The organism is Variovorax sp. GW821-FHT10B04, from assembly GCF_059415645.1.
Genome location: NZ_JBWKNQ010000002.1, coordinates 380,063 through 403,811 on the forward strand (window position 1 = coordinate 380,063; position 23,749 = coordinate 403,811).

Consider the following 23,749-nt stretch of genomic DNA (forward strand, 5'->3'; position numbering starts at 1 on the left):
GTGCGAGCGACGACGCTGCCCGACTGCCGACCCGATCAACTGCTCAGGTGCTTGCCTGCGATCCCGGCGAGTTCGAACATCGTCACCTGGTCCTTGCCGAACACCGCGCGCAGCTTGGCGTCGGCATTGATCGCGCGCTTGTTGGTCGCGTCCTGCAGGCCGTTGGCCTTGATGTAGTCCCACAGCTTCTTGATGACCTCGGTGCGGGCCACCGGTTCGGCGCCGATCACCGCGGCCAGTTCCGCGCTGGGCTTCAGGCCGGCGCCGGCCTTGCGCGGTGCCTTCGGTGCAGCCGCCTTCTTCGCGGCTGCCGTCTTCTTCGCCGCCGGGCTCTTGGCCGCGGCCGTCTTCTTGGCGGCGGGTGCGGCCTTGCCGAAGGTCTTGCGCGGCGGGAACTTGCTTCCGCCTTCGCGCGGCGCGAACTCGAAGGTCACCTTGCCTTCGTCCTTGTTCCACACCAGGAAGGCCTTGAAGGCACGCCGCGTGCGCATCGACACGAACTTGTCGAGCAGGTCGGTCTTGCCGGTGGCGAGCAGCTTTTCCATCTGGTCGCGCTCGACCGGCTGCTGCAGGATGATCTTGCCGGTCTTGAAGGTGCAGCTCGGCGTCGGCTGGCCATCGGTCGGGACCGACTTCTCGCAGACGTAGTTGGCGCCGTGCTCGAACACCGGCGCACCGCAGATCGGGCAGGGGCCGACGGTGTCGTCCTTGCTGAAATCGACGATCTCGCCGCTCTCCTCGTTCTTGTCGTCGCCGAAGTCGAACTCCAGCTTCCAGTTCTTCGCTTCCTCGTCGTACTTGATCACGATCTCGGAAGTGAAGGGCCAGCCGGCCTTGGAGCGGAAGCCTTCCAGCGGGCCGATGTGCTTGTCGCGCAGCAGGGCCTCGGCCTCGGCCACCTCGAAGGTGCGGCCGGCCGGCGACTTGCCGAACGAGAAGCCGCAGGGTTCCTGGCCCGGCTTGCCGGTGCAGGTGTAGCGGCGGTAGTTTTCCTTCACCACGCCACCGCAGTTGGGGCAGGGCGCGGCCAGCGTCGCGTAGTCGCCGGGCACGGTGTCGCGGTCGTATTCCTTCGCCTTCTTCACGATGTGCTCGGTCATCGCGGCGATCTCGCGCATGAAGGCGTCGCGGCTCAGCGCGCCCTTCTCCATCTGCGCGAGCTTGTATTCCCATTCGCCGGTGAGCTCGGCCTTGGAGAGTTCTTCCACACCCAGGCCACGCAGCAGCGTCATGAGCTGGAAGGCCTTGGCGGTCGGGATCAGCTCGCGGCCTTCGCGCAGCATGTACTTCTCGGCGATCAGGCCTTCGATGGTGGCCGCGCGCGTGGCGGGCGTGCCCAGGCCCTTCTCCTGCATGGCTTCGCGCAGCTCGTCGTCGTCGATGGTCTTGCCAGCGCCTTCCATCGCGCCGAGCAGCGTGGCTTCGGAGTAGCGTGCGGGCGGGCGCGTCTTCAGGGCCTTGGTGTCGACCGACTCGGCCTTCACGATCTCGCCGGGCTTCACGACGACCAGGTTCTTGCCGTCCTTCTCGTCCTCGTCGTTCACGGCTTCCTTGCCGTAGATCGCGAGCCAGCCCGGCTTGACCAGCACCTTGCCGTCGCTGCGGAACGGGTACTTCTTGCCGTTCTGCTCGACCGTGCTGATGCGGGTCGTCACCTGGAATTCGGCGCTCGGGAAGAACACCGACAGGAAGCGCCGCACGACGAAGTCGTAGAGCTTCTGTTCGGCTTCCGACAGGCCGCTGGGCGCCTGCAGCGTGGGGATGATCGCGAAGTGATCCGACACCTTCGCGTTGTCGAAGATGCGCTTGCTCGGCTTCACGTAGCTGCCGTCGATCGCCTGCTGCGCGAAGGGTGCGAGATGCCGCATGCCGCTGTTGGCCAGCATGCCCATGGTCTGCTTGACGACGGGCAGGTAGTCCTCCGGCAGCGCGCGCGAGTCGGTCCGTGGATAGGTCAGCGCCTTGTGGCGTTCGTACAGGCTCTGCGCCAGCGCCAGCGTGGTCTTGGCCGAGAAGCCGAAGCGGCTGTTGGCCTCGCGCTGCAGCGAGGTCAGGTCGAACAGCGCGGGCGAGGCCTGCGTGGTGGGCTTGCTTTCTTCGGTGACGGTGGCGGGCTTGCCGCGCGCCGCGTCGGCGATCTCGCGTGCATCGCGCTCGTTCCACACGCGGTCGGCGCGCTGCTCGGCGTCGGGCTCGCCGTTGGCCAGCGTGGGCGCGGTGGACTTCTTCCAGTTCGCATCGAACCACTTGCCCGGGTACTGGCCGGCCTCGGCCTGGAAGGTGCCGTGGATTTCCCAGTAGTTGCGCGAGACGAACTTGCGGATCTGCTCCTCACGCTCGACCACCACCGACAGCGTGGGCGTCTGCACGCGGCCGACGGTGGTCAGGAAGAAGCCGCCGTCGCGCGAGTTGAAAGCCGTCATCGCGCGCGTGCCGTTGATGCCGACCAGCCAGTCGGCCTCGGAGCGCGAGCGCGCCGCGTCGGCCAGCCCCTGCATCTGCTTCTCGGTGCGCAGCGATTCGAAGCCGTCGCGGATCGCCTGCGGCGTCATCGACTGCAGCCAGAGGCGACGTACCGGCTTGCCCAGCGGCGCCTTGCCGCCTGCATATTGTTCGATCAGCCGGAAGATCAGCTCGCCCTCGCGGCCCGCGTCGCAGGCATTGATGAGCTGGGTGACGTCCTTGCGCTTGGCCTGCTTGACCACGGCGTTCAGGCGCGTCTTCGTCTTGTCGACCGGCTTCAGGTCGAAGTGCGGCGGAATCACCGGCAGGTTGGCGAAGCTCCACTTGCCGCGCTTCACGTCGAATTCCTCCGGTGCCTGGATCTCCACCAGGTGACCGACGGCGCTGGTGACGACGTACTGTTCGTTCTCGAAGTGCTCGTCGTGCTTGTCGAATTTCCCTGCGATCGGCGTCAGCGCGCGGACGATGTCCTGCGCGACCGACGGCTTTTCTGCAATTACCAAGGTTTTCATCAACGTTCTTCCATATCGGGTTCGAGGCCATCGCATGCGCTGCATGCCGATTCCTCATGGGCCAGTGCCTATACTCGGCGCCTGTCGCGTGCGTACGCGCACGCGCACATGTGTGCACATTCAAACTATCAGACTTCGGCGATGCCTTCAAAAATCCCCTCCGCTCCAGGCCGCCGCATCCAGACCCGCCGCTCGGGCGTTCACGGCAAGGGCGTATTCGCCATCCAGGACATCGCCGAAGGCGAGACCGTCATCGAATACCGCGGCGAAGTGATCAGCTGGAAAGAGGCGCTCCGCCGCCATCCGCACGACCCCGCGCAGCCCAACCACACTTTCTACTTCCACATCGATGACAAGAACGTCATCGACGGCAAGGTGACCGGCAATGCCGCCAAGTGGATCAACCACTCGTGCGAGCCGAACTGCGAGGCCGACGAAGTCGATGGCCGCATATTCATCATCGCGCGGCGCAACATCGCCGCCGGCGAGGAACTCAATTACGACTACGGGCTGATCATCGACTTGCCCTATACGAAGTCGCTGAAGGCCGAGTTCCCGTGCTGGTGCGGTTCGGCCGACTGCCGCGGCACGCTGCTGTCGCCCAAGCCGCGCAAGAAGAAGGACAAGAAGAAGTCCAAGTCCGAGGCGAAGAAGAAGGTCGAGAAGGTCAAGGTCAAGCCGAGCGCCAGGCCGGAGCCGAAGGCGGCTGGCAAGAAGGCCGCCGACAAAGCCGTGAAGGCTGTGAAGAAGACGAAGAAGGCGCCGGACGCCGAGGCTTCGGTGAAGACCGTGGCGGAGACGGCCGTGAAGACGGCCAGGAAGGCCGCGAAGAAGGCCTCTGGCAAGGCCGTGGCGCCGATCGCGAAGCAGCCGTCCGGCAAGGCCGCCAAGAAAGCCGCCAAGCGTTGACCATGGCCGACCACTGGTTCCAGCAAGAGATCACCGACGCCGTGGCGCCGCTGCTGCCGGGCTTCGGTGTCGAGGTGGTCGACGAGATCGATTCGACCAACACCGAGTTGATGCGCCGCGCCCGCAGCGGCCAGGACGCACCGGTGCTGCTGGTGGCGTTGCGGCAGACGGCCGGCCGCGGCCGGATGGGCCGACCCTGGCAGAGCGCGCAGCAAGCGGCGCAGCCGGCCTCGCTGACTTTCTCATTGGGGTTGCCGCTGGCGCCGCGCGACTGGTCCGGCTTGTCGCTGGCCGTCGGCGTGACCGTGGCCGAGAGCCTGGATCCGGCGCGCACCGCCGGGCTGGCGCTCAAGTGGCCGAACGACCTCTGGGTGCACGACCGCAAGCTCGGTGGCATCCTGATCGAGACGGCCACGCCGCAATCGACGCCGTCGAACGCGGCAGCCGCGCGTTATCTGGTGATCGGCATCGGACTCAATCTCGACGCCCGGCCGTCCGACGGCATGAGCATGCCGCCGGCCTGGCTGCGTGAATGGCGGCCCGACACGGGTGCGGGCGAGACGCTGCGCGACGTGGTGCCGCCGTTGGTGCGCACGGTGCAGGCTTTTGCTCAGCAAGGGTTTGTCGCTTTCGCGGAGCGCTTTGCGGCGCGCGACACGCTGCGCGGCCGCGACGTGCAGCTCAGCGACGGCATCGCCGGCCATTGCGAAGGCGTGGGCTGGGGCGGTGAGTTGCTGGTGCGCACGCCCGAGGGCCTGAAGTCGATCCACAGTTCCGAAGTCAGCGTGCGCCCGCGGCGCGCCGACGCCTGACCATGTTGCGCGCGCTGGTGGTCGTGCTCGTGCTGGCGAACATCGGCTACTACGCTTGGTCGAATGGCGCGCTGGCTGCTTTCGGGCTTGTGCCGTCACGCACGGGGGAACGGGAGCCTCAGCGGCTGCAACGGCAGATTCGACCGGATGCACTGCAGATCCGGCCTGCGGCTTCGGGGGACTGACGGCTTTTTGTGGTGCGCTGCTGGGACTGGTTTGCTCTCTGGCGTTTGTTTGTTGAGTTCGTTGGCGTTGACGTTGACGTTGGTGGGACGCGCCCGGTACGCGGTGTGGGCCAGGCGACCCGCTGCACCGGCCCTTCGGGCTTCCTTGCGGTGCTCGCTTCAGGCGGGGTCCGCAGAACTCGCTCCGGCTTCGCCTCCACTCAAACAGCTGCGGCCCTGATCCGCCTGAGGCTGCGCTCCTCAGCGGCGCAGAAGGGAATCGCCTGACCCACACCGCATACCGGGCGCTTGGGGGTGTTCGACGGTTGTGTGCACCTCAACGAAAACAGCACAGGTCGCGCGTCTTGGCTGGGCCGCGGTTTGCGAAAGCTCATCGTTGGAAGCGAACGCCGACGCCTCCCCAACCGAAGCACGCTCACCGCAACCAACAACCGACCTCAACCTCAACTCTCCGACGCCCCATCCTCGTCAAGCTCGAAGCGCACACTGAAGCGCGTGCCCGGTGGATGCTGCCCCGGATGCGCATCCTCGTGCCGCACCGTGGCGCGATGCTGACGCGCAATCTCGCGCACGATCGGCAATCCCAGTCCGGAGCCGTCGACCTCGGTGCCCAGCACGCGGTAGAAGGGCTCGAACACCCGCTCGCGGTCGACTTCGGCAATGCCCGGGCCGTTGTCCTCCAGCTGCAGCACTGCGACGCGGCCGAACGGATCGGCCAGCAGCCGGGCCGTGATCACGCCGGGGCGATTCGGCGTCGATGGCGTGTAGTTGATCGCGTTGTCGACCAGGTTGCGCACCAGCTCCTTCAGCAGCGTCGGATTGCCGTGCAGCAGCACGCCCGGTGCGCCGGCCTCGGCGCCGTCGTAGCCGAGGTCGATGCGCTTCTCGATCGCACGCGGCACCGCCTCGCGCACCGCCTCGATCGTGATCTTCGCGAGGTCGCAGGTCTGGCGGCCGATGCCGCTGCCGCTGCCTTCGGCACGTGCCAGCGAGAGCAACTGATTCACCGTGTGGGTCGCGCGCACGCTCGCGCGGCCGATCTGCTTGAGCGATTGCTTCAGTTCCTGTTCGTTCGCGCCTTCGCGCTGCGCCAGGTCGGCCTGCATGCGCAGTCCCGCCAGCGGTGTCTTGAGCTGGTGTGCCGCGTCGGCCAGAAATCGCTTCTGCGTGGCCATCGAGTCGTGCAGCTTGTTCAGCAGTTCGTTCACCGACGACACCAGCGGTGCCACCTCGAGCGGCACTGCCGATTCATCGAGCGGGCTGAGGTCGTCGGGGCGGCGTTCGCGGATGCGCGCCTCGATCGCCGACAGCGGCTTGATGCCGCGCACCAGTGCCAGCCAGATCAGCAGCACCGCCAACGGCAGGATCGCGAACTGCGGCAGCAGCACGCCCTTGATGATCTCGGCCGCGAGGATCGACTGCTTGTTCCGTGTTTCGGCCACCTGCACCAGCACCGGGTGCGCGGCCGGCACGTCGGTGTTGACCCAGAGCGATGCCACGCGCACCGGCCGGCCGCGCATCGCCGCGTCGTGCAGGTAGACCACGCCGGGCATCTGCGGCTCGTCGCTCAGCGGCGCCGGCACGTCGCGTTCGCCGCTCAGCAGCGTGCCCTGGCCGTCGAGCACCTGGTAGTAGACGAGGTCGGCCTCGTCGCCGCGCAGGATCTCGCGCGCGGGCTGCGGCAGCAGGAACTGCTGCTTGCCGTTCTGCACCGTCACCAGCCGGGCCAGCGTCTGCACGTTGTATTCGAGCGCGCGGTCGTACGGCGCGTTCGCAATGCCCTGCGCCACCAGCCAGGTCACGCCGATGCTGACCGGCACCAGCAGCAGCAGGGGCGTGAGCATCCAGTCGAGGATTTCCCCGAACAGCGAGCGCTGCGCGCGCTGAAAGAGCTTCATGCGCGCCACCCCGCGTGCAACACGCGCAGGCGCATCAGGACGCGATCTTCTCGAGGCAATAACCCAGCCCGCGCACGGTGGCGATGCGCACCGGTCCCTTCTCGATCTTCTTGCGCAGCCGATGGATGTAGACCTCGATCGCGTTGATGCTCACTTCCTCGCCCCATTCGCAGAGCCGCTCGACCAGCTGGTCCTTGCTCACCAGGCGGCCGGCGCGCTGCAGCAGCACTTCGAGCAGGCCGAGTTCGCGCGCCGAGAGTTCGATCATCCGGCCGTCGATGGTCGCCACGCGGCCCGCCTGGTCGTACAGCAGCGGGCCGTGCTTGATGGTGTTGCTGGTGCCGCCCATGCCGCGTCGCGTGAGGGCGCGCACCCGGGCCTCGAGTTCCTGCAGCGAGAAGGGCTTGGCCATGTAGTCGTCGGCGCCGTGGTCCAGGCCCTTCACGCGCTCTTCCACGCTGTCGGCGGCTGTGAGCACCAGCACCGGCAACTGCGAGCCGCGTGCGCGCAGCCGCTTGAGGATCTCCAGGCCGTGCATGTTGGGCAGGCCGAGGTCGAGGATCAGCAGGTCGAATTCGCTGTTGGTCATCAGCGCCGCATCGGCCTGCGTGCCGGTGGCAACGCGGTCGACCGCGGCGCCGGAGGTGCGCAGGCTGCGCAGCAGCGCATCGGCCAGCACCTGGTCATCTTCGGCAATCAGGATTCGCATGCCCACTCCTCGAGGTGCTGTGTGTCGGCCGCACCGGTCCGGTCGGGCGGATTCTAGGGACGATGGCGCGGCGCGTCGCTTGTGGAATACGCGCATCGCCGGACCGCTTCGACAGGTCGTCGGCCGGTTCTACAGCAGCGGCACGGTCGCTTCCTTGAGCACGCGCAACACGAAGTGCGACTGGCTGTGCCGGATGCCCGGGATCTTGTAGAGCTTCTCGCGCAGCAGGCGCTCGTAGTCGCGGGTGTCGCGCACGGCGATGCGGATGTAGTAGTCGTAGTCGCCCGACACCAGGTAGGCCTCCTGGATCTCCGGAATGGTGGCGAGCACGCGGCCGAAGTCGTAGAGCGTCTCGTCGGTGTGGCTCTCCAGCGTGACCTGCACGATCACCGAGTCGTGGTAGCCGAGCTTGTCGGCGTCGATGTCGACCGTGTAGCGCTTGATCACGCCCTGCGCCTCCAGCCGCTTGATGCGCGTCCAGCAGGTGGTGGGCGACAGGCCGACCTGCGAACCGATCTCCTGCAGCGTCTGGCGCGAGTCGTTCAGCAGCAGCCGCAGGATCGCCATGTCGGTCTTGTCGAAAGATTCTTCGCGTTCGTCGGCCTTGGAGCGATTGTTTTTCATGTTTGGCGCAGATTTGATTCAAAGAACGAAGCAAATTCTGCTCGCAAACCGAAAGAATTGGTGCATGACCAACGCCCTCGCCCCACTTCCTTCGCTTGCCGCCACACCGTCGGCATCCGTGACACCCGCGCTGCGCCTGCGCAACGGGGCCGAGGCCCTGCTCGACACGCTGATCGAATGCGGTGTCGACACGCTGTTCGGCTACCCCGGCGGTGCCGCGCTGCCGTTGTACGACGCGTTGCACGGCGAACCCCGGCTGCGCCACGTGCTGGTACGCCACGAACAGGCCGCCGTGCATGCGGCCGAAGGGTATGCGCGCAGCACCGGCCGTGTCGGCGTGGTGCTCGTGACCTCGGGGCCGGGCGTCGGCAACACCATCACCGGGCTGCTCGATGCGATCAGCGACTCGGTGCCGGTGCTGTGCATCAGCGGCCAGGTCGCGACCGCGGTGATCGGCACGCAGGCCTTCCAGGAGAGCGATGCGCTCGGCATGTCGCGGCCGGTGACCAAGTGGAACCACCAGCCGCGCGCCGCAGACGACATTCCGGCGGCCGTGCGACGCGCGCTGGAGATCGCCGCCTCGGGCCGGCCCGGTCCGGTGCTGCTCGACGTGCCGAAGGATGTGCAGCTCGCGCCGCTCGGCCGTGCCGCCGAGCCGGCGCGCGCGACGGCGCGCCCGCTGCGCCACACCGGCAGCAAGATGCCGCCGGTCGGCACGCTGCAGCGCGCGGCCGACCTGCTGTCCACCGCACGCCGTCCGGTGCTCTACGGCGGCGGCGGGCTGATCAATGCCGGGCCGGACGCCTGCGCCGCGTTCACGCGGCTGGTGCGACGGCTTAACGCGCCGTGCACGCTCACGCTCATGGGTCTGGGCGCGTTCCCCGCGTCCGACCCGCGCTTCATCGGCATGCTGGGCATGCACGGCACGCTGGAGGCCAACCTCGCCATGCACGAAGCCGACCTCGTCGTGTGCGTCGGTGCCCGCTTCGACGACCGCGTGACCGGCAAGCTCGACGAGTTCTGCCCGCATGCGCGCAAGATCCACATCGACATCGATCCGGGCAGCATCAACAAGGTGGTGAAGGTCGACGTGCCGATGGTCGGCGACTGCGGCCGCGTGCTCGACGCCCTGCTGGCGCTGCCCGAACTCGCGAGCCTCGACGGCCTCGCGCCGGAGCGGCTCGACCCGTGGTGGCAACGCATCGAACGCTGGCGCGCCCAGCGCTGCCTGGACTTCGTGCCGCGCAGCGACGCGATCCTGCCGCAGCAGCTCATGGCGACGTTGCAGCAGCAACTGGCCGGCCGCGACGCCATCGTCTCGACCGATGTCGGCCAGCACCAGATGTGGGCTGCGCAATACCTGCGCTTCGACCAGCCGCGGCGCTGGTTGACCTCGGGCGGCGCGGGTACGATGGGCTACGGCCTGCCCGCGGCGATCGGCGCGCAGATCGGCCATCCCGAGGCGCTCGCGGTCTGCGTGAGCGGCGACGCGTCGGTGCTGATGAACATCCAGGAGCTGTCGACCGCCATGCAGCATCGCGCGCCGGTGAAGCTCGTGCTGTCGAACAACGGCTACATGGGCATGGTGCGCCAATGGCAGGAACTGAACCACGGCAACCGGCTGAGCCACAGCTGGAACGAGGCGTTGCCCGACTTCGTCGCGCTGGCCAAGGCCTTCGGCTGGGGCGCGCGGCGCGTGGCGGACCCGGCGGAACTCGAGGCCGCGCTGGCCGAATGCCTGGCGTACGACGGCCCGTTCTTCCTCGACGTGCAGGTTGCGGCGCAGGAGAACTGCTTTCCGATGATGCCGTCGGGCGTCGGCCACCACCGCGTGATGCTGGCGAAGGACCGCTGGTACGAGGACGACACGGCGCCGCCGCGCGCCGGCTGACCGAGAGAAAAAGCCTCAGTCGGGCCAGTGCGCGAGCAGGTCGCTGGCGGATTCGAACAGCGCCGCCGCGCGCAGCAGCTCGACGTCGCCGCGGAAGCGCCCGACCAGCTGGATGCCGATCGGCAGGCCGTCGCGGTCGAAGCCGCACGGCATGCTCACCGCCGGGTGGCCGGTCATGTTGAAAGGCATGGTCCACGGGAACCAGTTGGCGCGCACGCCTTCCAGCACGCGGCCGTCGATGTCGATGGTGCCGAACAGGTCCTGGTCGATCGGCAATGCGGTGCGCGACAGCGTCGGCATGACCAGCAGGTCGGCGCGTTCGAACAGCGCCTGCACGCGGTGGAAGAGCGCGGTGCGGTCGAACATCGCCCGTTGGTAGTCGACGCCGCTCACGTTCTCGGCCAGCGCCAGCTGCTTCAGGAAGGCGGGGCTGAGCAGGTCGCCGTGGGCGGCGGCGAGCGGGGCGAAGCGGGTGCGCCACACCGTGTGGTTGATGGCGCGCCAGATCGGTTCCACGTCGAAGCCTTCGCCGGGCATCTCCTCCAGCTCGGCACCGAGCGCGGCCAGCTTGTCGAGCCCCGCGCGGAAGGCCACCGCGACATCGGCGGCAACCGGTCGTCCAGGCGGTGTGAGGCAATACAGAACGCGCCGGCCGCGCAGGTCGCCGGTGGCCGCGCCGCCGCCCACGAAGTCGGCGGCAGGCAGGCCGATCGACCACGGATCGCAGGCCGCCTCACCGGCCATCGCCTGCATCATCAGCGCCGTGTCGGCGACGGTGCGGGTGGTCGGCGTCACGTAGGTCTGGTTGCCGAACATGTCCTGCGCCTGGCTGTGGGGGATCACGCCGTTGCTCTGCTTCAGGCCGACCACGCCGTTGCATGCGGCCGGAATGCGCGTGGAGCCGCCGCCGTCCGTGGCGATGGCCAGCGGCGCGATGCCGGAGGCCACGGCGACGGCCGCGCCGCCGCTGGAGCCGCCGCTCGTGCGTTCGGCGCTCCACGCGTTGCGCGTGCGTCCGAACAGCGGTGAATCGGTCAGGCACTTGGAGCCGAACTCGGGCGTCGTGGTCTTGCCCAGCAGGATCGCACCCTGTGCCTTGAGCCGCGCAACCGATACCGCGTCGTGGTTTGGTACGTTGTCGCGGTGCGTGGCCGAACCGAAGGTGGTCGTGACGCCCTGCGTGTTGACGATGTCCTTCACGGTGAACGGGATGCCGTGCAGCAGGCCGAGCGGGCGGCCGGCCATCACGTCCTGTTCGGCCTGGCGGGCGCTGGCCATCGCGGACTCGCCGCACAGCGTGATGAAGCAGTTGAGCTCGGGCTGCAGGCGCTCGGCGCGTGCCAGCACGGCCTGCATGAGTTCGACCGGCGACAGCGCCTTGCGCGCGATGCGCATCCGCAGGTCGGATGCGGGGAGAAAACACAGTTCTTCGTTCATGGGTCGAATGGGTCGAGGTTCCGGCGATGGGGCGCATGGCTGCATGAAGCGTGCCGCACATGGCGCACCGTAGCACGATGCTTGGCACATATCTTGCGGAAAAGATATTTCCAATCAGGAGTGTTCGCATGTTGAAGAAGTTCATGGTGCTCGCGGCCGTCGTCGCGCTCGGCATCGCGCCGCTGGCCGGCCAGGCGCAAGGCAAGAAGGACAGCGTCGTCATGGGCATGACGCTCGAACCGCCCGGACTCGACCCGACCACCGGCGCCGCGGCAGCCATCTCGGAAGTGACGCTCTACAACATCTACGAGACGCTCACGAAGATCCGCGAGGACGGCACCGTCGCACCGCTGCTCGCGGAAAGCTGGGAGGTCGCGCCCGACCTGAAGACCTACACCTTCAAGCTGCGCAAGGGCGTGAAGTTCCAGAACGGCGAGCCATTCAATGCGCAGGCCGTGAAGTTCTCCTTCGAGCGCGCGGCCGCGGCCACGTCGACCAACAAGGACAAGAGCCTGTTCCAGAGCATGGCGCTGGTCGGCGTGACCGACGCGGACACGGTGGTCATCGGGATGAAGAACCCCGAGCCCAACCTGCCCTTCCTGCTCGGGCAGGCGCCATCGTCCATCGTCGAGCCCAGGAGTGCACCGACCAACGCGACCAGGCCGGTCGGCACCGGCCCTTACGTGCTGGGCGCCTGGACCAAGGGTTCGTCGCTCGTCCTCAACAAATGGCCCGAGTACCGCCATGCGTCGGCCATCCACATGGGTAAGGTCACGATCCGCTTCATCAGCGAGCCGGCCTCGCAGGTCGCCGCGCTGCTGTCGGGCGACGTCGATGCCTTCCCGAAGGTGTATGCGGGGCGCAGCATGTCGCAGTTCAAGTCGGACCCGCGCTTCGCGGTGCTGGTGGGTGGTTCCAAGGCCAAGACCATCGTCGGCATCAACAACCGGAAGAAGCCGTTCGACGACGTGCGCGTGCGCCGTGCGATCCTGGCTGCGATCGACCGCAAGGCGATGGTCGAAGGCGCGGTCGACGGCTTCGGCACGCCGATCGGCAGCTTCTACACGCCGGGCTCGCTGGGCTTCGTCGACACCACCGGCATCAACCCGTTCGACATCGAGAAGGCCAAGGCGCTGCTGGCCGAAGCGGGTGTGAAGACGCCGCTGGAAGTGAGCCTCAAGTTGCCGCCGCCACCTTACGCGCGGCAGGGCGGCGAGGTGCTCGCGGCGCAGCTCGCGAAGATCGGCATCGTCGCCAAGATCGAGAACCTCGAATGGGCGCAGTGGCTGTCGTCGGTGTTCGGCGGCCCGCACAACTACGACCTGACCATCGTGTCGCACGTCGAGCCCTTCGACCTCGTGAAGTACACCGAGGACAACTACTACATCGGCTACAAGTCGGCCGCCTTCGACACGCTCTACAAGCAGATCACCGACGCGCCGCGCGAAGCCGATCGGGCCCGCCTGCTCGGCGATGCACAGCGCATGCTGGCGACCGATGCGGCCGCCGGCTTCCTGTTCCAGCCGCAGTGGATCAGCATTTCCAGCAAGCGGCTCAAGGGCATGTGGAAGGAGATCCCGTTGTTCGCGACGGACCTGTCCGCCTGGTCCTGGCAGTAGCCGCGGCAGCCGTCAGCAGGCCGTCGAAGCGGCTTCGCTCAGCCGGGCTCGGGGCCCAGCTCGGGCACGTTGCCCACCATCATCGTGCTGAGCAGTCCGGCCAGTTGCTCGCGCTGCGCGTCGTCGAACATGCGCAGCAGATGAAGCTCGGCGGCCGCGTGTGCGGGCATCGCGTCCTCGGCCAGGCGCAGGCCCTTGGCCGTGAGCTTGACCAGCACGCCGCGGCCGTCCTTCGGGTCGGTCGAGCGTCGCACCAACCCCTGTTGTTCGAGCCGCTTCAGCAGGTTCGACAAGCCGCCCGAGGTGAACAGCAGCGTCGACTGCAGACGTGACGGCGACAGCCGGTACGGCGTGCCCGCCACCCGCAGCGTCGCGAGCACGGCGTACTCCTGGTACTTGAGTCCGAAGGGCTGCAGCACGGTGTTGATCGACTGCAGGATCACGCCTTCGAGCCGCAGCAGACGGCCCACCACGGCCTTGCCGCTGCTGTCGATATCGGGCCGCTCGCTGCGCCATTGGCGGATGCCGCGCCCGACGAGGTCGTCGTCCTGGCCGGCCGTGTTGGGAGGTGCGGTCTCGCGCGTCATGAATGCCTGCCTTTCATTGATGTTCAGTGGCGCCGATCGCTGTCGAGCGCCGCCGGTGATGGCCGCGAGATGCCGGTGCCATCCGATTTCATGCACGCATCTTAAATGCCTTGCATTTATCTTTTTCGAAAGATAAAGTGCCTTCGACGATTGCTCCGGGCGCGGCCCGGCGGCCTCGGTCGCAGCCCTTTGTGTCAGTGCCTTGTCCTCATTCGGAGTCCCCATGAACCACAGGTTTTCACGTTGCATCGCGGCCGGCTTCGCCGCTGTCGCCCTGTCCTGCGCAGCCCAGGCCGAGGAGCTGGTCGTCGGCATCTTCGGCGGCTCCTTCGCTGACGATTCCAAGACCTGCCACATCGCCTCGTTCGAGAAGAAGACCGGCGCCAAGGTGTCGCTGAAGCTCGGCAGCTCGTCGCAATTCGCAGCGGCGATCCGCGCGACCGGCGGCAAGTCGGACTTCGACGTGGTCTACATCGACAACTCGCTCGCGGCGCAGCTCAAGAACGAGAAGCTGCTCGAGGTCATCGACAAGAGCAAGCTGAGCAACGCGGCCGAGACATCGCCGCGCGCCTTCGACAAGGACAACCAGTACGTCGTGTTCATGACCGGCGCCACGGTCATCGTGTACGACACCAAGCAGGTCAAGACGCCGCCGACTTCGTGGGCCGATCTGTCGAAGCCCGAATTCGCCGGCAAGCTGGCCATCGGCGACATCAGCGGTACCTCGGGTTCGCAACTGCTGATGGCGCTGAACCGCATGAAGGGTGGTTCGCTGACGAACATGGACGCGGGCTTCGAGGCGGTCAAGCCGCTCGCGAAGAACTCCGTCACGCTGTACACGCAGGCCGACCAGATCGTGTCGCTGTTCGAGCGCCAGGAGATCTCGGTGGCGGTCTGGTACCCGGACCGCGCCGGCTCGGCGATCGACAAGGGCCTGCCGCTGGGCATCGTGTACCCGAAGGAAGGCGCGGTCGGCATCCTGCCCGCGCTGGTGATCCCGAAGGGCGGCAAGTCGCCCGCGCTCGCTGCGAAGTACATCGACGAGGTGCTGTCGCGCGAAGGCCAGACCTGCTTCGCCGAGCGCAAGTACGCGGGCCCGGTCAACACCCAGGTCAAGCTGAGCGACAAGGCCGCGAAGATCGTTCCGTACAAGGAGACCTTCGACAACATGTGGCTGCCCGATCCCGAGGTCGTGGCCCGCTCGATGCCCGACTGGACCAAGCGCTGGCAGCGCGAAGTCGCTCGCTGATCGCGCACCGGAAGACGTCGCGCCATGCCCGCACTCACGCTCGATCGGCTCGAGAAGCGCTATGCCGAACACACGGCGGCGTCCTCGGTCTCCCTGTCCGTCGCCGACGGTGAATTCATCTCGCTGCTCGGCCCCTCGGGCTGCGGCAAGACGACGGTGCTGCGCATGGTCGCGGGCCTGATCGAGCCGACCGGCGGACGCATCCTGATCGATGGCCGCGACGTCACGCGGCTGCCGACCAACAAGCGCAACATCGGGCTGGTGTTCCAGTCCTATGCGCTGTTCCCGCACATGACGGTGTTCGAGAACGTGGCCTTCGGACTGCGGCGCCAGGGCGTCGACGGCGGTGACCTGAAGCGCCGCGTCGAACAGTCGCTGGCCAGCGTCCGGCTCGGTGGCCTGGGCGACCGCATGCCACGCCAGTTGTCGGGCGGCCAGCAGCAGCGTGTGGCCGTCGCGCGCTCCATCGCGCCGAGGCCGAGCATCCTGCTGTTCGACGAGCCGCTGTCGAACCTCGATGCCTCGCTGCGCGACGAGATGCAGATCGAGCTCAAGCGTCTGCAGCGCGAGGTCGGCATCACCACGCTCTTCGTCACGCACGACCAGGGCGAGGCGATGTCGATGTCCGACCGTGTCTGCGTGCTGGCCCACGGCGTGGTGCAGCAGTTCGACACGCCCGAGGCGATCTACCACCGACCGGCAACCGGCTTCGTCGCCAGCTTCATCGGCCGTCCGAACCGCCTGAAGGGGCGGTTGCTGCGCGCCGGCGTGCAGGTCGATGGCGGCCCGTGGTTGCCGGCCAGCGGCAGCGCGATCGCGGGTCTCGCAGAGCAGTCGATGGTCGATGCCGTGTTGCGGCAGGAAGACATCCGCTTCCTGGCCGATGGCGAGTCGTCCGGCTTCGTGCTCGACGGCCGCATCGTGCTGCGGGCCTTCGTCGGTGCGCGCGTGCAGTACGTGGTGGCGGCCGGCGGCGTCGAGCTCATCGCCGAGGCGCCGACCAATGGTGCGCACGCGGGACTGGATGTGGGCGCCGCCGTGCGTCTTGCGGTCGACCCGCAGCATGTCTATGTCAACGCCACCGAACGCAAGAAGGTCTTCTCATGAGCGCCGGTGCACGCAAGCGATTGCCCGGCTTCCTGTTGGTGTCGCCGCTGCTGCTGGTGCTGCTGTTCGCCTTCGTCGCACCCGTGCTGCTGATGGCGCCGCTGAGCCTGCGCGAGTACGTGCCGGGCAGCGGCATCTCGGCGAACTGGACGCTGGCCAACTACACCAGCATCGTGACCGACGAGTACTTCCGCGAGGTCGTCGTGCGCACGCTGGTGCTGGGCTTCGGCGTGACCGCGATCTGTCTGCTGCTGGGCTATCCGCTCGCCTACTTCATCGCGCATGCGGGGCCGACCATGCGGCTCACGCTGACCATGCTCGTGATATTCCCGATGCTGCTGAACCTGGTGGTGCGTTCCTTCGGCTGGATCGCATTGCTGGCCAACCGCGGGCTCGTCAACAACCTGCTGATCGACATCGGGCTGATCGAGCGGCCGATCCGCATGATGTTCAATCTCTTCGGCCTGCTGATCGGCATGTCGCACATCTTCCTGCCCTTCATGGTGCTGATGCTGGTGCCGGCGATCCAGGCGATACCGAAGGACGTGCAGTCGGCGGCGTACACGCTCGCCGCGAGCCGGCTGCGCGTGTTCTGGTCGGTCACGCTGCCGATGAGCGCGCCGGGCATCCTGTCGGGCTCGATCCTCGTCTTCGTGCTGACCATCAGCGCGCTCGTCACGCCGCGCATGCTCGGCGGGCCGACCTACAAGGTCATGGCGACGCTGATCTACGACGACTTCCTGCAGACGCTCGACTGGCCGGCCGGGGCGGCAATGTCCTTTGCACTCACGGCGTTGACGATGGTGGTCATCGGCCTGTCGAGCCGGCTGCTCAAGCGCTGGAGCGGTTCCGTATGAACGAGTCCGGCCAACGCTTCGGCTTCCTCGGCGTCGCCGCTTTCGCGGTGATCGCCTTTCTGCAGATCCCGGTGCTGGTCGTCGTGCTCGCGGCCTTCAGCAAGACCGCCTACCTGACGATCCCGCCCAAGGGGCTCACGCTGCACTGGTTCGAGGTCGTGCTGCGCGACTCGGAGTACCTGAGCGCCGCCTGGACCAGCCTCTGGCTGGCGACCGCCGCCACCGCTGCGGCATTGGTGCTCGGCCTGGTCGCCGCCTATGCGATCCATCGCCGGATGGTGCCGTTCGCGGCCGCGCTCACCGGGCTGATGATGGCGCCGCTGATCCTGCCGTCGGTCGTGCTCGGCGTCGCGCTGCTGCAGTACTACACGCTCACCGGCCTGCGCGGCAATTCCATCGGGCTGTGGCTCGCGCACGTCGTGATCACCGTGCCGTATGTGGTGCGTGCCTGCCTGTCGAGCCTCTCCGCGGTCGACGAGTCATTGGAGGACGCCGCGCGCGTGCTGGGCGCCGACGGCGCGACCAGCTTCCGCCTGGTCACGCTGCCGCTGGTCAAGCCGGGGCTGGTCGCGGGCGGGCTTTTCGCCTTCATCACCTCGCTCGACAACGTGCCGGTCTCGGTGTTCCTGCTGTCGGCCAGCCAGACCACGCTGCCCGTGAAGATCTTCACGTCGGTCGAGCAGGGCGTCGACCCGAGCGTCGCCGCGGTGTCGACCCTGCTCATCGTCGCCACCGGTGTCGTCCTGCTGCTGGCGGAACGCTGGACCGGTTTCCACAAACACGTCTGACACGTCCAATTTCCCAAGGAGTTCCACGATGCCCACCACGAGCAAAGGCTTTCCGCTCATGCTGACCTTCGATCTCGATGCCGAGACGATGTGGACCGGCCGCGATCCGGCCAACGCGGCGCGGCCGATCCTGATGTCGCAGGGCGCCTACGGCTGGAAGGTCGGCATGCCGCGCGTGCTCGCGCTGCTCGGCCGCTACGACATCAAGGCCACCTTCTTCATCCCCGGCGAGGTCGCGGAGAAACATCCGGACCTGGTCCGCGAGGTGATCGACAAGGGCCACGAGGTGGCGCACCACAGCTACAGCCACCGCTGGATCGTCAACCTCTCGCCGGAGGAAGAGCGCGAGGAAATGCGCCGCGGCATGGAGGTGCTGACCTCGCTCACCGGCAGCCGTCCGCGCGGCTGGCGTTCGCCGGCGGCGGAGTTCAGCGCGATCACGCTGGACCTGATCAAGGAATACGGCTTCGACTACTCGTCGAACTTCTTCGACGACGACTCGCCCTACCTGCTGGAGATCGGCGGCCAGCGCACCGACATCGTCGAACTGCCGTTCCGCTGGGTGCTCGACGATGCGCCGTTCTTCCAGTATTCGATCGTGCTGCCGGGGCGCACGCTGCAGGCGCCGTCGGCCGTGCTGGAAGCCTGGAAGAGCGAGTTCGACGTGCTCTATGCAGAGGACCGGATGATGATGGTCGGCATGCATCCCGAGATCATCGGGCAGCCTTCGCGCATCAAGGTGCTCGAGGGCCTGATCGAGCATGCGCTGGCGCACCCGAACGTCTGGATCGACCGCTGCGACCGGATCTCCGACGACATGCGGCCGCGGCTGAAGGCGGCTGCCGGGACGAAGGGCGGCCAGTGAGCACGCCGCACCGCGGCCAGCGCTTCGTGATCAGCGGCGGTGCGAGCGGCATCGGCCTGGCGGTGGCGCGGCTCGCACTGCAGCGCGGCGCACGCGTCGGCCTGCTGGACCGCGATGCGGACGCGCTCGCTGCCGCCGCGCGCAGCCTGGGCGAGGGCGATGCCAGCAACGTCGTCACGCTGAACTGCGACGTGGCCGATGCCGAAGCGGTCAACCATGCGGTCGCCGAGGCCGCACAGCGCCTGGACGGTATCGACGCGCTCGTGAATTCCGCCGGCATCGACCTGCTGGCGCCGCTGGAAGACATGCAGGACGCCGACTGGTCGCGCGTGCTCGCCGTCAACTTGACCGGCCCGATGCTGCTGTGCCGTGCGGCGCTTCCGCACCTGCGCCGCGCGGGCGGCGGCACCATCGTCAACGTGTCCTCGGGCGCAGGGCTCAGTCCGCTGTCGAACCGCACGGCCTATTGCGCGGCCAAGGCCGGCGTGATCATGTTCGGCAAGGCGCTGGCCATCGAGGCGGCGCCCGACGGCATCCGCGTGAATGCGGTTTGCCCCGGTGCGATCGACACGCCGCTGTTTCGCACCAGCTACGAGAACGCGCCGGACCCGGCCGCCGCGCTGGAGGCGATCCGCCAGCGCTATGCGTTGCGGCGCATCGCCCAGCCGGAGGAAGTCGCCGAGGCGGTGCTCTACCTGAGCAGTGCCGCGTCGAGCTACGTCACCGGCACGGCGCTCGCCGTGGACGGTGGCCGCACCTTTCACTGAATCACCAGAACCCCCTACGCGCGAGGCCTTCATGAAATTCGACAACCGGGTGGCGGTGGTCACCGGCGGCGGGCAGGGCATCGGCGCCGCGTCGGTGCTGGACTTTCTCGCCAACGGCGCACGTGTCGCGGTGCTCGATCTGGACTGCGGGCCGTTGCTGGCGCAGCTCGCAGCACTGCCGGCGTTGGGCGAACGCTGCCTGGCGGTGTCCGGCGACTGCACCGACGCGTCGGTGTTCGGCGCCTTCTTCGATCGCGTCGAGGCCGAGCTGGGCCCGGTCGACCTGCTGTTCAACAACGTCGGGCAGAGCGCCCGCGAGCGTTCGTCGCCCTTCGCCGAATCGGAGGAGTCGACCTGGCGCTTCGTGATCGAGGTGTCCTTGCTCACCACGATGCGTGCCTCGCGCCGCGTGGCACCCGGCATGCGCGACCGCGGCTTCGGACGGATCGTCAACATGAGCACCGATGCCGCCTTCGCCGGCGACCCGGGCCTGGCCGACTACGCCGCGGCCAAGATGGGCGTGGTCGGTTTCACGCGGTCGCTGGCGCGCGAGCTGGCGCCGCACGGCGTGACCGTCAACGTCGTCTGCCCCGGCGCCATCCGCACGCGGGCGCACGACACGCTCAAGCCCGAGATCCTCGCGCGCATCGTGGCCGGCACGCCGGCCGGCTTCATCGGCTCGCCCGCAGACGTGGCGGCAGCCGTCAGCTTCCTGGCGGGCGACGACGCCCGCTTCATCACCGGCCAGACGCTGCTGATCGACGGCGGCCGCTGGATGCTCTGACTCGCCCTGGAGAACAACGATGGACCTGATGAACCACAGCGCGCGCGAACTGGCTGCGCTGATCCGCCGCAAGGAAGTCTCGCCGGTCGAGGCCGTGCAGTCCGCGCTCGACCGCATCGAGGCACGCCGCGAACTCAATGCCTTCATCACCGTGACGGCGGAGCAGGCGCTCGATGCAGCGCGCGTCGCCGAGGCGCAGGTGGTGGCCGGCGCCGACCTGCCGCCGCTGCATGGCCTGCCGTATTCGGTGAAGGACCTGACCGCGACGGCCGGCGTGCGCACCACGATGGGCTCGGCGATCTACGAGAACTTCGTGCCGAAGGAAGACGCCGTTGCGGTGGCGCGCGCCAAGGCGGCCGGCGCGATCCTGATCGGCAAGACCACGACGCCGGAGTTCGGCCACAAGCCGGTGCCGACCGCGCCGATCTTCGGTCGCACGCTGAACCCGGTCGATGCGCGCTTCATTCCCGGGGCCTCGAGCTGCGGTGCAGCCGTGGCGGTGGCGGCCGGCCAGGGCTCGCTCGCGCTGGGCACCGATGGCGGCGGCTCGATCCGCATACCGGCTTCGTGCTGCGGCATCGTCGGCCTCAAGCCCACGCTGGGCGTGGTGCCGCATCTGCAGGCGCCCGACCTGTTCTCCGCGAACTCCTTCACCGGCCCGATGGCGCGCGACGTGGCCGACACCGCGCTGCTGTTCGACGCGATCAAGGGCTTCCACCCGCGCGATCCGTACGGGCTCGCGGGGCCGATGTCGCTGCGTGCGGCGCCGGCCTCGCTGCGCGGGTTGAAGGTCGCGTGGCTGCCGACCGCGGGCAATCCGGTCGACCCCGAGGTGGCCGCGATCACCACCGCCGCGGTCGACGCGATGGCGCGCGAAGGCGCGATCGTCGAGACGGTGCAGCTCGACTTCGTCTCGCTCGAGAAGCATTTCCTCGTCGTGCTGCAGACCTTGCTCGCGGCCCGCATCGGCGACAACCTGGAGCGCTTCGGCGACCGGCTCGATCCGACGCTGGCCGAGCTGGTGCGCAAGGGCCGCGCGCATGGCGCGGTCGCGCTGCACGAGGCGACGTTCGCCAAGACACGCTGCTTCGGTGAACTGCAGGCGCTGTTCGAGCGCTTCGACGTGCTGGTGTCGCCGACCGTGTCGGCACCACCGCTGCCGGTCGACATGGACGTCAGCGGCGAGATCGAGATCGCGGGCCAGCCGGCCGGCACGGTGCGCCGCGCCTGGTATCCGTACACCTACCCGATGAACCTCACCGGACATCCGGCGCTGTCGATGCCCTGCGGCCGCAGCGCGCTGGGCCTGCCGATCGGCCTGCAGCTGGCCGGCCGCTGGTACGACGACAGCTACCTGCTCGGCATCGCTGCGCTGGTCGAGCCGCTGGTCGGCTGAGCGTGGGCTGAATCAGCTCGCGTAGGCTTCCAGGCCGAGCATCACCACCGTCGCGACTTCGCTGCCGACGCTGGCGCGGAATTCGGCCTCGGCTTGCGTCACGGCCTGGTGAAAGGCGTCGAGCCAGGCCAGCCCGTCGGCCGTGAAGCGCACGCGGCGCGCCCGCGCATCCAGCGGGTCGGGCTCGCGCGTGACGAGGTTCCAGGCCTCGCACTGGTCGACCAGCGTGCCCATCGCCTGCTTGGTCATGCCCGCGCGCTCCGCCAGCTCGGTCAGCCGCGATCCGCCGCGCGCCAGGTGGCGCGTGATGTGGATGTGCGCCGCGCTGATCTGCGCGCGCGCCGCCAGGTTCGACAGCGCCAGCGGCACGCCGGGGTCATGCGCCATCAGCGCCAGCACGCGCTCGTCGAAGCGGCGCATCGCATGCCCGAGCAGACGGCCCAGATGGGTCTGGCGCCAGTCGTCGGAGTCGGTCTGAGGGATGAGATCGGCCATCTTCAAATGGTAAATCAAACTGACCAAATAATGGGTTTACTTCAAAGTACCCGTCGCTACACTACTGTTCAAGCATCCAGCCTGTGCTTATGCGCAGCAGGGATGAGGTCACAACAACCCGTTGATATTCAAGGAGTTTTCTCATGGACGCACTCGTCAAGGGCAGCAGCATCTCGGTCGCCGGCAGCGAAAAGGCCAAGGCCCTGCAGGCTGCACTGGCCCAGATCGAAAAGCAATTCGGCAAGGGCACGATCATGCGTCTGGGAGAAGGCGAAGCGCTGGAGGACATCCAGGTGGTGTCGACCGGCTCGCTGGGCCTTGACATTGCACTCGGCGTCGGCGGCCTGCCGCGCGGCCGGGTGATCGAGATCTACGGCCCGGAATCGTCGGGCAAGACGACCCTCACGCTGCAGGTCATTGCCGAGATGCAGCGCCAGGCCGGCACCTGCGCTTTCGTCGATGCCGAACACGCGCTCGACGTGCAGTACGCGCAGAAGCTCGGCGTCAACCTGTCCGACCTGCTGATCAGCCAGCCCGACACCGGTGAGCAGGCGCTCGAAATCGTCGATTCGCTGGTGCGTTCCGGCGCAGTCGACCTGATCGTGGTCGACTCGGTGGCCGCGCTCACGCCCAAGGCCGAAATCGAAGGCGAAATGGGCGACTCCCTGCCCGGCCTGCAGGCCCGCCTGATGAGCCAGGCGCTGCGCAAGCTGACCGCCACGATCAAGAAGACCAACTGCATGGTCATCTTCATCAACCAGATCCGCATGAAGATCGGCGTGATGTTCGGCTCGCCCGAAACCACCACCGGCGGCAACGCGCTGAAGTTCTACGCCTCGGTGCGCCTGGACATCCGTCGCATCGGCACCATCAAGAAAGGCGACGAGGCGATCGGCAACGAGACCAAGGTCAAGGTCGTCAAGAACAAGGTCAGCCCGCCGTTCAAGACGGCCGAGTTCGACATCCTGTTCGGCGAGGGCATCAGCCGCGAGGGCGAGATCATCGACATGGGCGTGACCGCGAAGATCGTCGACAAGTCGGGCGCCTGGTATGCCTACAACGGCGAGAAGATCGGCCAGGGCCGCGACAACGCACGCGAGTTCCTGCGCGAGAACCCCGAGCTGTCGCGCGAGATCGAGAACAAGGTGCGCGAATCGCTGGGCATCCCGCTGCTGGCGGCCAATGCGGGTTCCGAAGAAGCCAAGGCCGAAGCCGACGCCAAGGCGAAGGCAGAGGCCAAGGCGGCCAAGCAGGCCGCCAAGGAATAAATGGGTTTTGCCGCACCGTCGCTCAAGGGCCGCGCGCTGCGGCTGCTGAGCCAGCGCGAGCATTCGCGCAGCGAGCTCGAACGCAAGCTCGCGAAGTACGAAGAAGAGCCCGGCACGCTCGCAGCCGCCCTCGACGAGCTGGCCGCCAAGGACTTCATCAGTGAAGTTCGGGTGGTGCAGTCGGTGGTGCACCAGCGCGCGCCGCGGATGGGCGCCGCGCGTGTGCGGCAGGAGCTGCAGAAGAAGGGCATTGCGCCGCAGGCGATCAGTGAAGCGGTCGCCGCGTTGCGCGACACCGAACTGCCGCGTGCGCGCGAGGTCTGGGCTCGCCGCTTCGGCGCGCTGCCGGCCGATCAGACCGAGCGCGCCAGGCAGGCGCGCTTCCTGATCGCACGTGGTTTCGGCAGCGAAGTCGTCAGACGGGTTTTGTCGGACAAGGGCTTCGGCGAAGACAACTGAGCAGGTGTGCCGCGACAATCGGCGCCCGCACCGCTTTTCGGTGCGTGTGTCGACCGCCATCTCTTGAA

21 protein-coding genes and 1 pseudogene are annotated in these 23,749 nt (G+C 67.7%); 15 read left to right on the forward strand and 7 right to left on the reverse strand.

All coding sequences use genetic code 11. The features are described 5' to 3' along the window. Positions 1 to 35: 35 nt before the first annotated feature. Positions 36 to 2,975: a DNA topoisomerase III gene (locus AC07PZ_RS06870; RefSeq protein ID WP_495294300.1), complete on the reverse strand. Its 2,940-nt coding sequence runs from the start codon at positions 2,973 to 2,975 to the stop codon at positions 36 to 38. 141 nt (positions 2,976 to 3,116) lie between these two features. Here AC07PZ_RS06870 and AC07PZ_RS06875 point away from each other — a divergent pair. The 3 genes and pseudogenes from AC07PZ_RS06875 to AC07PZ_RS06885 form a co-directional block, all read left to right on the forward strand. Next, positions 3,117 to 3,743 (forward strand): annotated as a pseudogene (locus AC07PZ_RS06875) (SET domain-containing protein); the annotation flags it as partial. Between the two features lie 143 nt (positions 3,744 to 3,886). Further along, positions 3,887 to 4,696 carry a biotin--[acetyl-CoA-carboxylase] ligase gene (locus AC07PZ_RS06880; protein WP_495294301.1) on the forward strand — a complete coding sequence of 270 codons (810 nt, stop codon included), beginning with the start codon at positions 3,887 to 3,889 and terminating at the stop codon, positions 4,694 to 4,696. Between the two features lie 2 nt (positions 4,697 to 4,698). Then, a complete protein-coding gene (locus AC07PZ_RS06885) occupies positions 4,699 to 4,881 on the forward strand; it encodes a sporulation protein (protein WP_495294302.1) in 183 nt (60 codons plus the stop codon). Between the two features lie 443 nt (positions 4,882 to 5,324). Here AC07PZ_RS06885 and AC07PZ_RS06890 read toward each other — a convergent pair whose 3' ends face one another. The 3 genes from AC07PZ_RS06890 to AC07PZ_RS06900 form a co-directional block, all read right to left on the reverse strand. Continuing rightward, positions 5,325 to 6,779, reverse strand: coding sequence for a sensor histidine kinase (locus tag AC07PZ_RS06890; protein WP_495294303.1), 1,455 nt, complete (start codon positions 6,777 to 6,779; stop codon positions 5,325 to 5,327). A gap of 34 nt (positions 6,780 to 6,813) precedes the next feature. Next, positions 6,814 to 7,488, reverse strand: a complete 675-nt coding sequence (locus tag AC07PZ_RS06895) for a response regulator (protein ID WP_495294304.1) — start codon at positions 7,486 to 7,488, stop codon at positions 6,814 to 6,816. Between the two features lie 129 nt (positions 7,489 to 7,617). Further along, positions 7,618 to 8,112 carry an Lrp/AsnC family transcriptional regulator gene (locus AC07PZ_RS06900; protein WP_495294305.1) on the reverse strand — a complete coding sequence of 165 codons (495 nt, stop codon included), beginning with the start codon at positions 8,110 to 8,112 and terminating at the stop codon, positions 7,618 to 7,620. Positions 8,113 to 8,176: 64 nt separating this feature from the next. Here AC07PZ_RS06900 and ilvB point away from each other — a divergent pair, with 64 nt between their 5' ends. Continuing rightward, positions 8,177 to 10,003 (forward strand): biosynthetic-type acetolactate synthase large subunit, encoded by a 1,827-nt coding sequence (gene ilvB / locus AC07PZ_RS06905; RefSeq protein WP_495294306.1) that lies wholly within the window; start codon positions 8,177 to 8,179, stop codon positions 10,001 to 10,003. Positions 10,004 to 10,018: 15 nt separating this feature from the next. Here the strand turns inward: ilvB and AC07PZ_RS06910 are convergent, their stop codons facing one another. After that, positions 10,019 to 11,440, reverse strand: a complete 1,422-nt coding sequence (locus tag AC07PZ_RS06910) for an amidase (RefSeq protein WP_495294307.1) — start codon at positions 11,438 to 11,440, stop codon at positions 10,019 to 10,021. 128 nt (positions 11,441 to 11,568) lie between these two features. Here AC07PZ_RS06910 and AC07PZ_RS06915 point away from each other — a divergent pair, with 128 nt between their 5' ends. Beyond that, entirely contained in the window at positions 11,569 to 13,059 is a 1,491-nt protein-coding gene (locus AC07PZ_RS06915; protein ID WP_495294308.1) for an ABC transporter substrate-binding protein, read from the forward strand. Positions 13,060 to 13,097: 38 nt separating this feature from the next. On the opposite strand, the gene AC07PZ_RS06920 is transcribed toward AC07PZ_RS06915, so the two are convergent. Further along, on the reverse strand, positions 13,098 to 13,646 hold the full coding sequence (locus AC07PZ_RS06920; RefSeq protein WP_495294309.1) for a MarR family winged helix-turn-helix transcriptional regulator: 549 nt from the start codon (positions 13,644 to 13,646) through the stop codon (positions 13,098 to 13,100). 223 nt (positions 13,647 to 13,869) lie between these two features. On the opposite strand from AC07PZ_RS06920, the gene AC07PZ_RS06925 reads away from it, so the two are divergent. Genes AC07PZ_RS06925 through AC07PZ_RS06960 form a run of 8 tightly spaced genes read left to right on the forward strand, consistent with a single transcriptional unit; the run spans position 13,870 to position 21,459 of the window. After that, the gene (locus AC07PZ_RS06925) at positions 13,870 to 14,895 is read left to right on the forward strand and encodes an ABC transporter substrate-binding protein (RefSeq protein WP_495294310.1); all 1,026 of its coding nucleotides are present in this window, start codon (positions 13,870 to 13,872) and stop codon (positions 14,893 to 14,895) included. Between the two features lie 24 nt (positions 14,896 to 14,919). Beyond that, the gene (locus tag AC07PZ_RS06930) at positions 14,920 to 16,002 is read left to right on the forward strand and encodes an ABC transporter ATP-binding protein (protein ID WP_495294311.1); all 1,083 of its coding nucleotides are present in this window, start codon (positions 14,920 to 14,922) and stop codon (positions 16,000 to 16,002) included. Beyond that, on the forward strand, positions 15,999 to 16,859 hold the full coding sequence (locus tag AC07PZ_RS06935; RefSeq protein ID WP_495294312.1) for an ABC transporter permease: 861 nt from the start codon (positions 15,999 to 16,001) through the stop codon (positions 16,857 to 16,859). The genes AC07PZ_RS06930 and AC07PZ_RS06935 overlap by 4 nt, the downstream gene beginning before the upstream one ends. Further along, positions 16,856 to 17,647, forward strand: coding sequence for an ABC transporter permease (locus AC07PZ_RS06940; protein ID WP_495294313.1), 792 nt, complete (start codon positions 16,856 to 16,858; stop codon positions 17,645 to 17,647). The genes AC07PZ_RS06935 and AC07PZ_RS06940 overlap by 4 nt, the downstream gene beginning before the upstream one ends. Before the next feature lie 28 nt (positions 17,648 to 17,675). Continuing rightward, a complete protein-coding gene (locus AC07PZ_RS06945) occupies positions 17,676 to 18,512 on the forward strand; it encodes a polysaccharide deacetylase family protein (RefSeq protein WP_495294314.1) in 837 nt (278 codons plus the stop codon). Further along, positions 18,509 to 19,279, forward strand: coding sequence for an SDR family NAD(P)-dependent oxidoreductase (locus AC07PZ_RS06950; protein ID WP_495294315.1), 771 nt, complete (start codon positions 18,509 to 18,511; stop codon positions 19,277 to 19,279). Before AC07PZ_RS06945 ends, AC07PZ_RS06950 begins: the two co-directional genes overlap by 4 nt. Positions 19,280 to 19,310: 31 nt before the next feature. After that, positions 19,311 to 20,063 carry an SDR family NAD(P)-dependent oxidoreductase gene (locus AC07PZ_RS06955; RefSeq protein ID WP_495294316.1) on the forward strand — a complete coding sequence of 251 codons (753 nt, stop codon included), beginning with the start codon at positions 19,311 to 19,313 and terminating at the stop codon, positions 20,061 to 20,063. A gap of 19 nt (positions 20,064 to 20,082) precedes the next feature. After that, entirely contained in the window at positions 20,083 to 21,459 is a 1,377-nt protein-coding gene (locus tag AC07PZ_RS06960; RefSeq protein WP_495294317.1) for an amidase, read from the forward strand. 12 nt (positions 21,460 to 21,471) lie between these two features. On the opposite strand, the gene AC07PZ_RS06965 is transcribed toward AC07PZ_RS06960, so the two are convergent. Then, a complete protein-coding gene (locus tag AC07PZ_RS06965) occupies positions 21,472 to 21,954 on the reverse strand; it encodes a MarR family winged helix-turn-helix transcriptional regulator (protein ID WP_495294318.1) in 483 nt (160 codons plus the stop codon). A gap of 143 nt (positions 21,955 to 22,097) precedes the next feature. Between AC07PZ_RS06965 and recA the strand changes: the two genes are divergently transcribed. Beyond that, complete coding sequence (recA, locus tag AC07PZ_RS06970; RefSeq protein ID WP_495294319.1) at positions 22,098 to 23,222, forward strand: recombinase RecA; 1,125 nt, start codon at positions 22,098 to 22,100, stop codon at positions 23,220 to 23,222. Further along, the gene (gene recX, locus AC07PZ_RS06975) at positions 23,223 to 23,681 is read left to right on the forward strand and encodes a recombination regulator RecX (RefSeq protein ID WP_495294320.1); all 459 of its coding nucleotides are present in this window, start codon (positions 23,223 to 23,225) and stop codon (positions 23,679 to 23,681) included. Positions 23,682 to 23,749: the final 68 nt, after the last annotated feature.

Coding starts and splice junctions, on each gene's coding strand:
- AC07PZ_RS06870 (WP_495294300.1), bottom strand. CDS start 2,975: ATGAAAACCTTGGTAATTGCAGAAAAGCCGTCGGTCGCGCAGGACATC.
- AC07PZ_RS06880 (WP_495294301.1), top strand. CDS start 3,887: ATGGCCGACCACTGGTTCCAGCAAGAGATCACCGACGCCGTGGCGCCG.
- AC07PZ_RS06885 (WP_495294302.1), top strand. CDS start 4,699: ATGTTGCGCGCGCTGGTGGTCGTGCTCGTGCTGGCGAACATCGGCTAC.
- AC07PZ_RS06890 (WP_495294303.1), bottom strand. CDS start 6,779: ATGAAGCTCTTTCAGCGCGCGCAGCGCTCGCTGTTCGGGGAAATCCTC.
- AC07PZ_RS06895 (WP_495294304.1), bottom strand. CDS start 7,488: ATGCGAATCCTGATTGCCGAAGATGACCAGGTGCTGGCCGATGCGCTG.
- AC07PZ_RS06900 (WP_495294305.1), bottom strand. CDS start 8,112: ATGAAAAACAATCGCTCCAAGGCCGACGAACGCGAAGAATCTTTCGAC.
- ilvB (WP_495294306.1), top strand. CDS start 8,177: ATGACCAACGCCCTCGCCCCACTTCCTTCGCTTGCCGCCACACCGTCG.
- AC07PZ_RS06910 (WP_495294307.1), bottom strand. CDS start 11,440: ATGAACGAAGAACTGTGTTTTCTCCCCGCATCCGACCTGCGGATGCGC.
- AC07PZ_RS06915 (WP_495294308.1), top strand. CDS start 11,569: ATGTTGAAGAAGTTCATGGTGCTCGCGGCCGTCGTCGCGCTCGGCATC.
- AC07PZ_RS06920 (WP_495294309.1), bottom strand. CDS start 13,646: ATGACGCGCGAGACCGCACCTCCCAACACGGCCGGCCAGGACGACGAC.
- AC07PZ_RS06925 (WP_495294310.1), top strand. CDS start 13,870: ATGAACCACAGGTTTTCACGTTGCATCGCGGCCGGCTTCGCCGCTGTC.
- AC07PZ_RS06930 (WP_495294311.1), top strand. CDS start 14,920: ATGCCCGCACTCACGCTCGATCGGCTCGAGAAGCGCTATGCCGAACAC.
- AC07PZ_RS06935 (WP_495294312.1), top strand. CDS start 15,999: ATGAGCGCCGGTGCACGCAAGCGATTGCCCGGCTTCCTGTTGGTGTCG.
- AC07PZ_RS06940 (WP_495294313.1), top strand. CDS start 16,856: ATGAACGAGTCCGGCCAACGCTTCGGCTTCCTCGGCGTCGCCGCTTTC.
- AC07PZ_RS06945 (WP_495294314.1), top strand. CDS start 17,676: ATGCCCACCACGAGCAAAGGCTTTCCGCTCATGCTGACCTTCGATCTC.
- AC07PZ_RS06955 (WP_495294316.1), top strand. CDS start 19,311: ATGAAATTCGACAACCGGGTGGCGGTGGTCACCGGCGGCGGGCAGGGC.
- AC07PZ_RS06960 (WP_495294317.1), top strand. CDS start 20,083: ATGGACCTGATGAACCACAGCGCGCGCGAACTGGCTGCGCTGATCCGC.
- AC07PZ_RS06965 (WP_495294318.1), bottom strand. CDS start 21,954: ATGGCCGATCTCATCCCTCAGACCGACTCCGACGACTGGCGCCAGACC.
- recA (WP_495294319.1), top strand. CDS start 22,098: ATGGACGCACTCGTCAAGGGCAGCAGCATCTCGGTCGCCGGCAGCGAA.
- recX (WP_495294320.1), top strand. CDS start 23,223: ATGGGTTTTGCCGCACCGTCGCTCAAGGGCCGCGCGCTGCGGCTGCTG.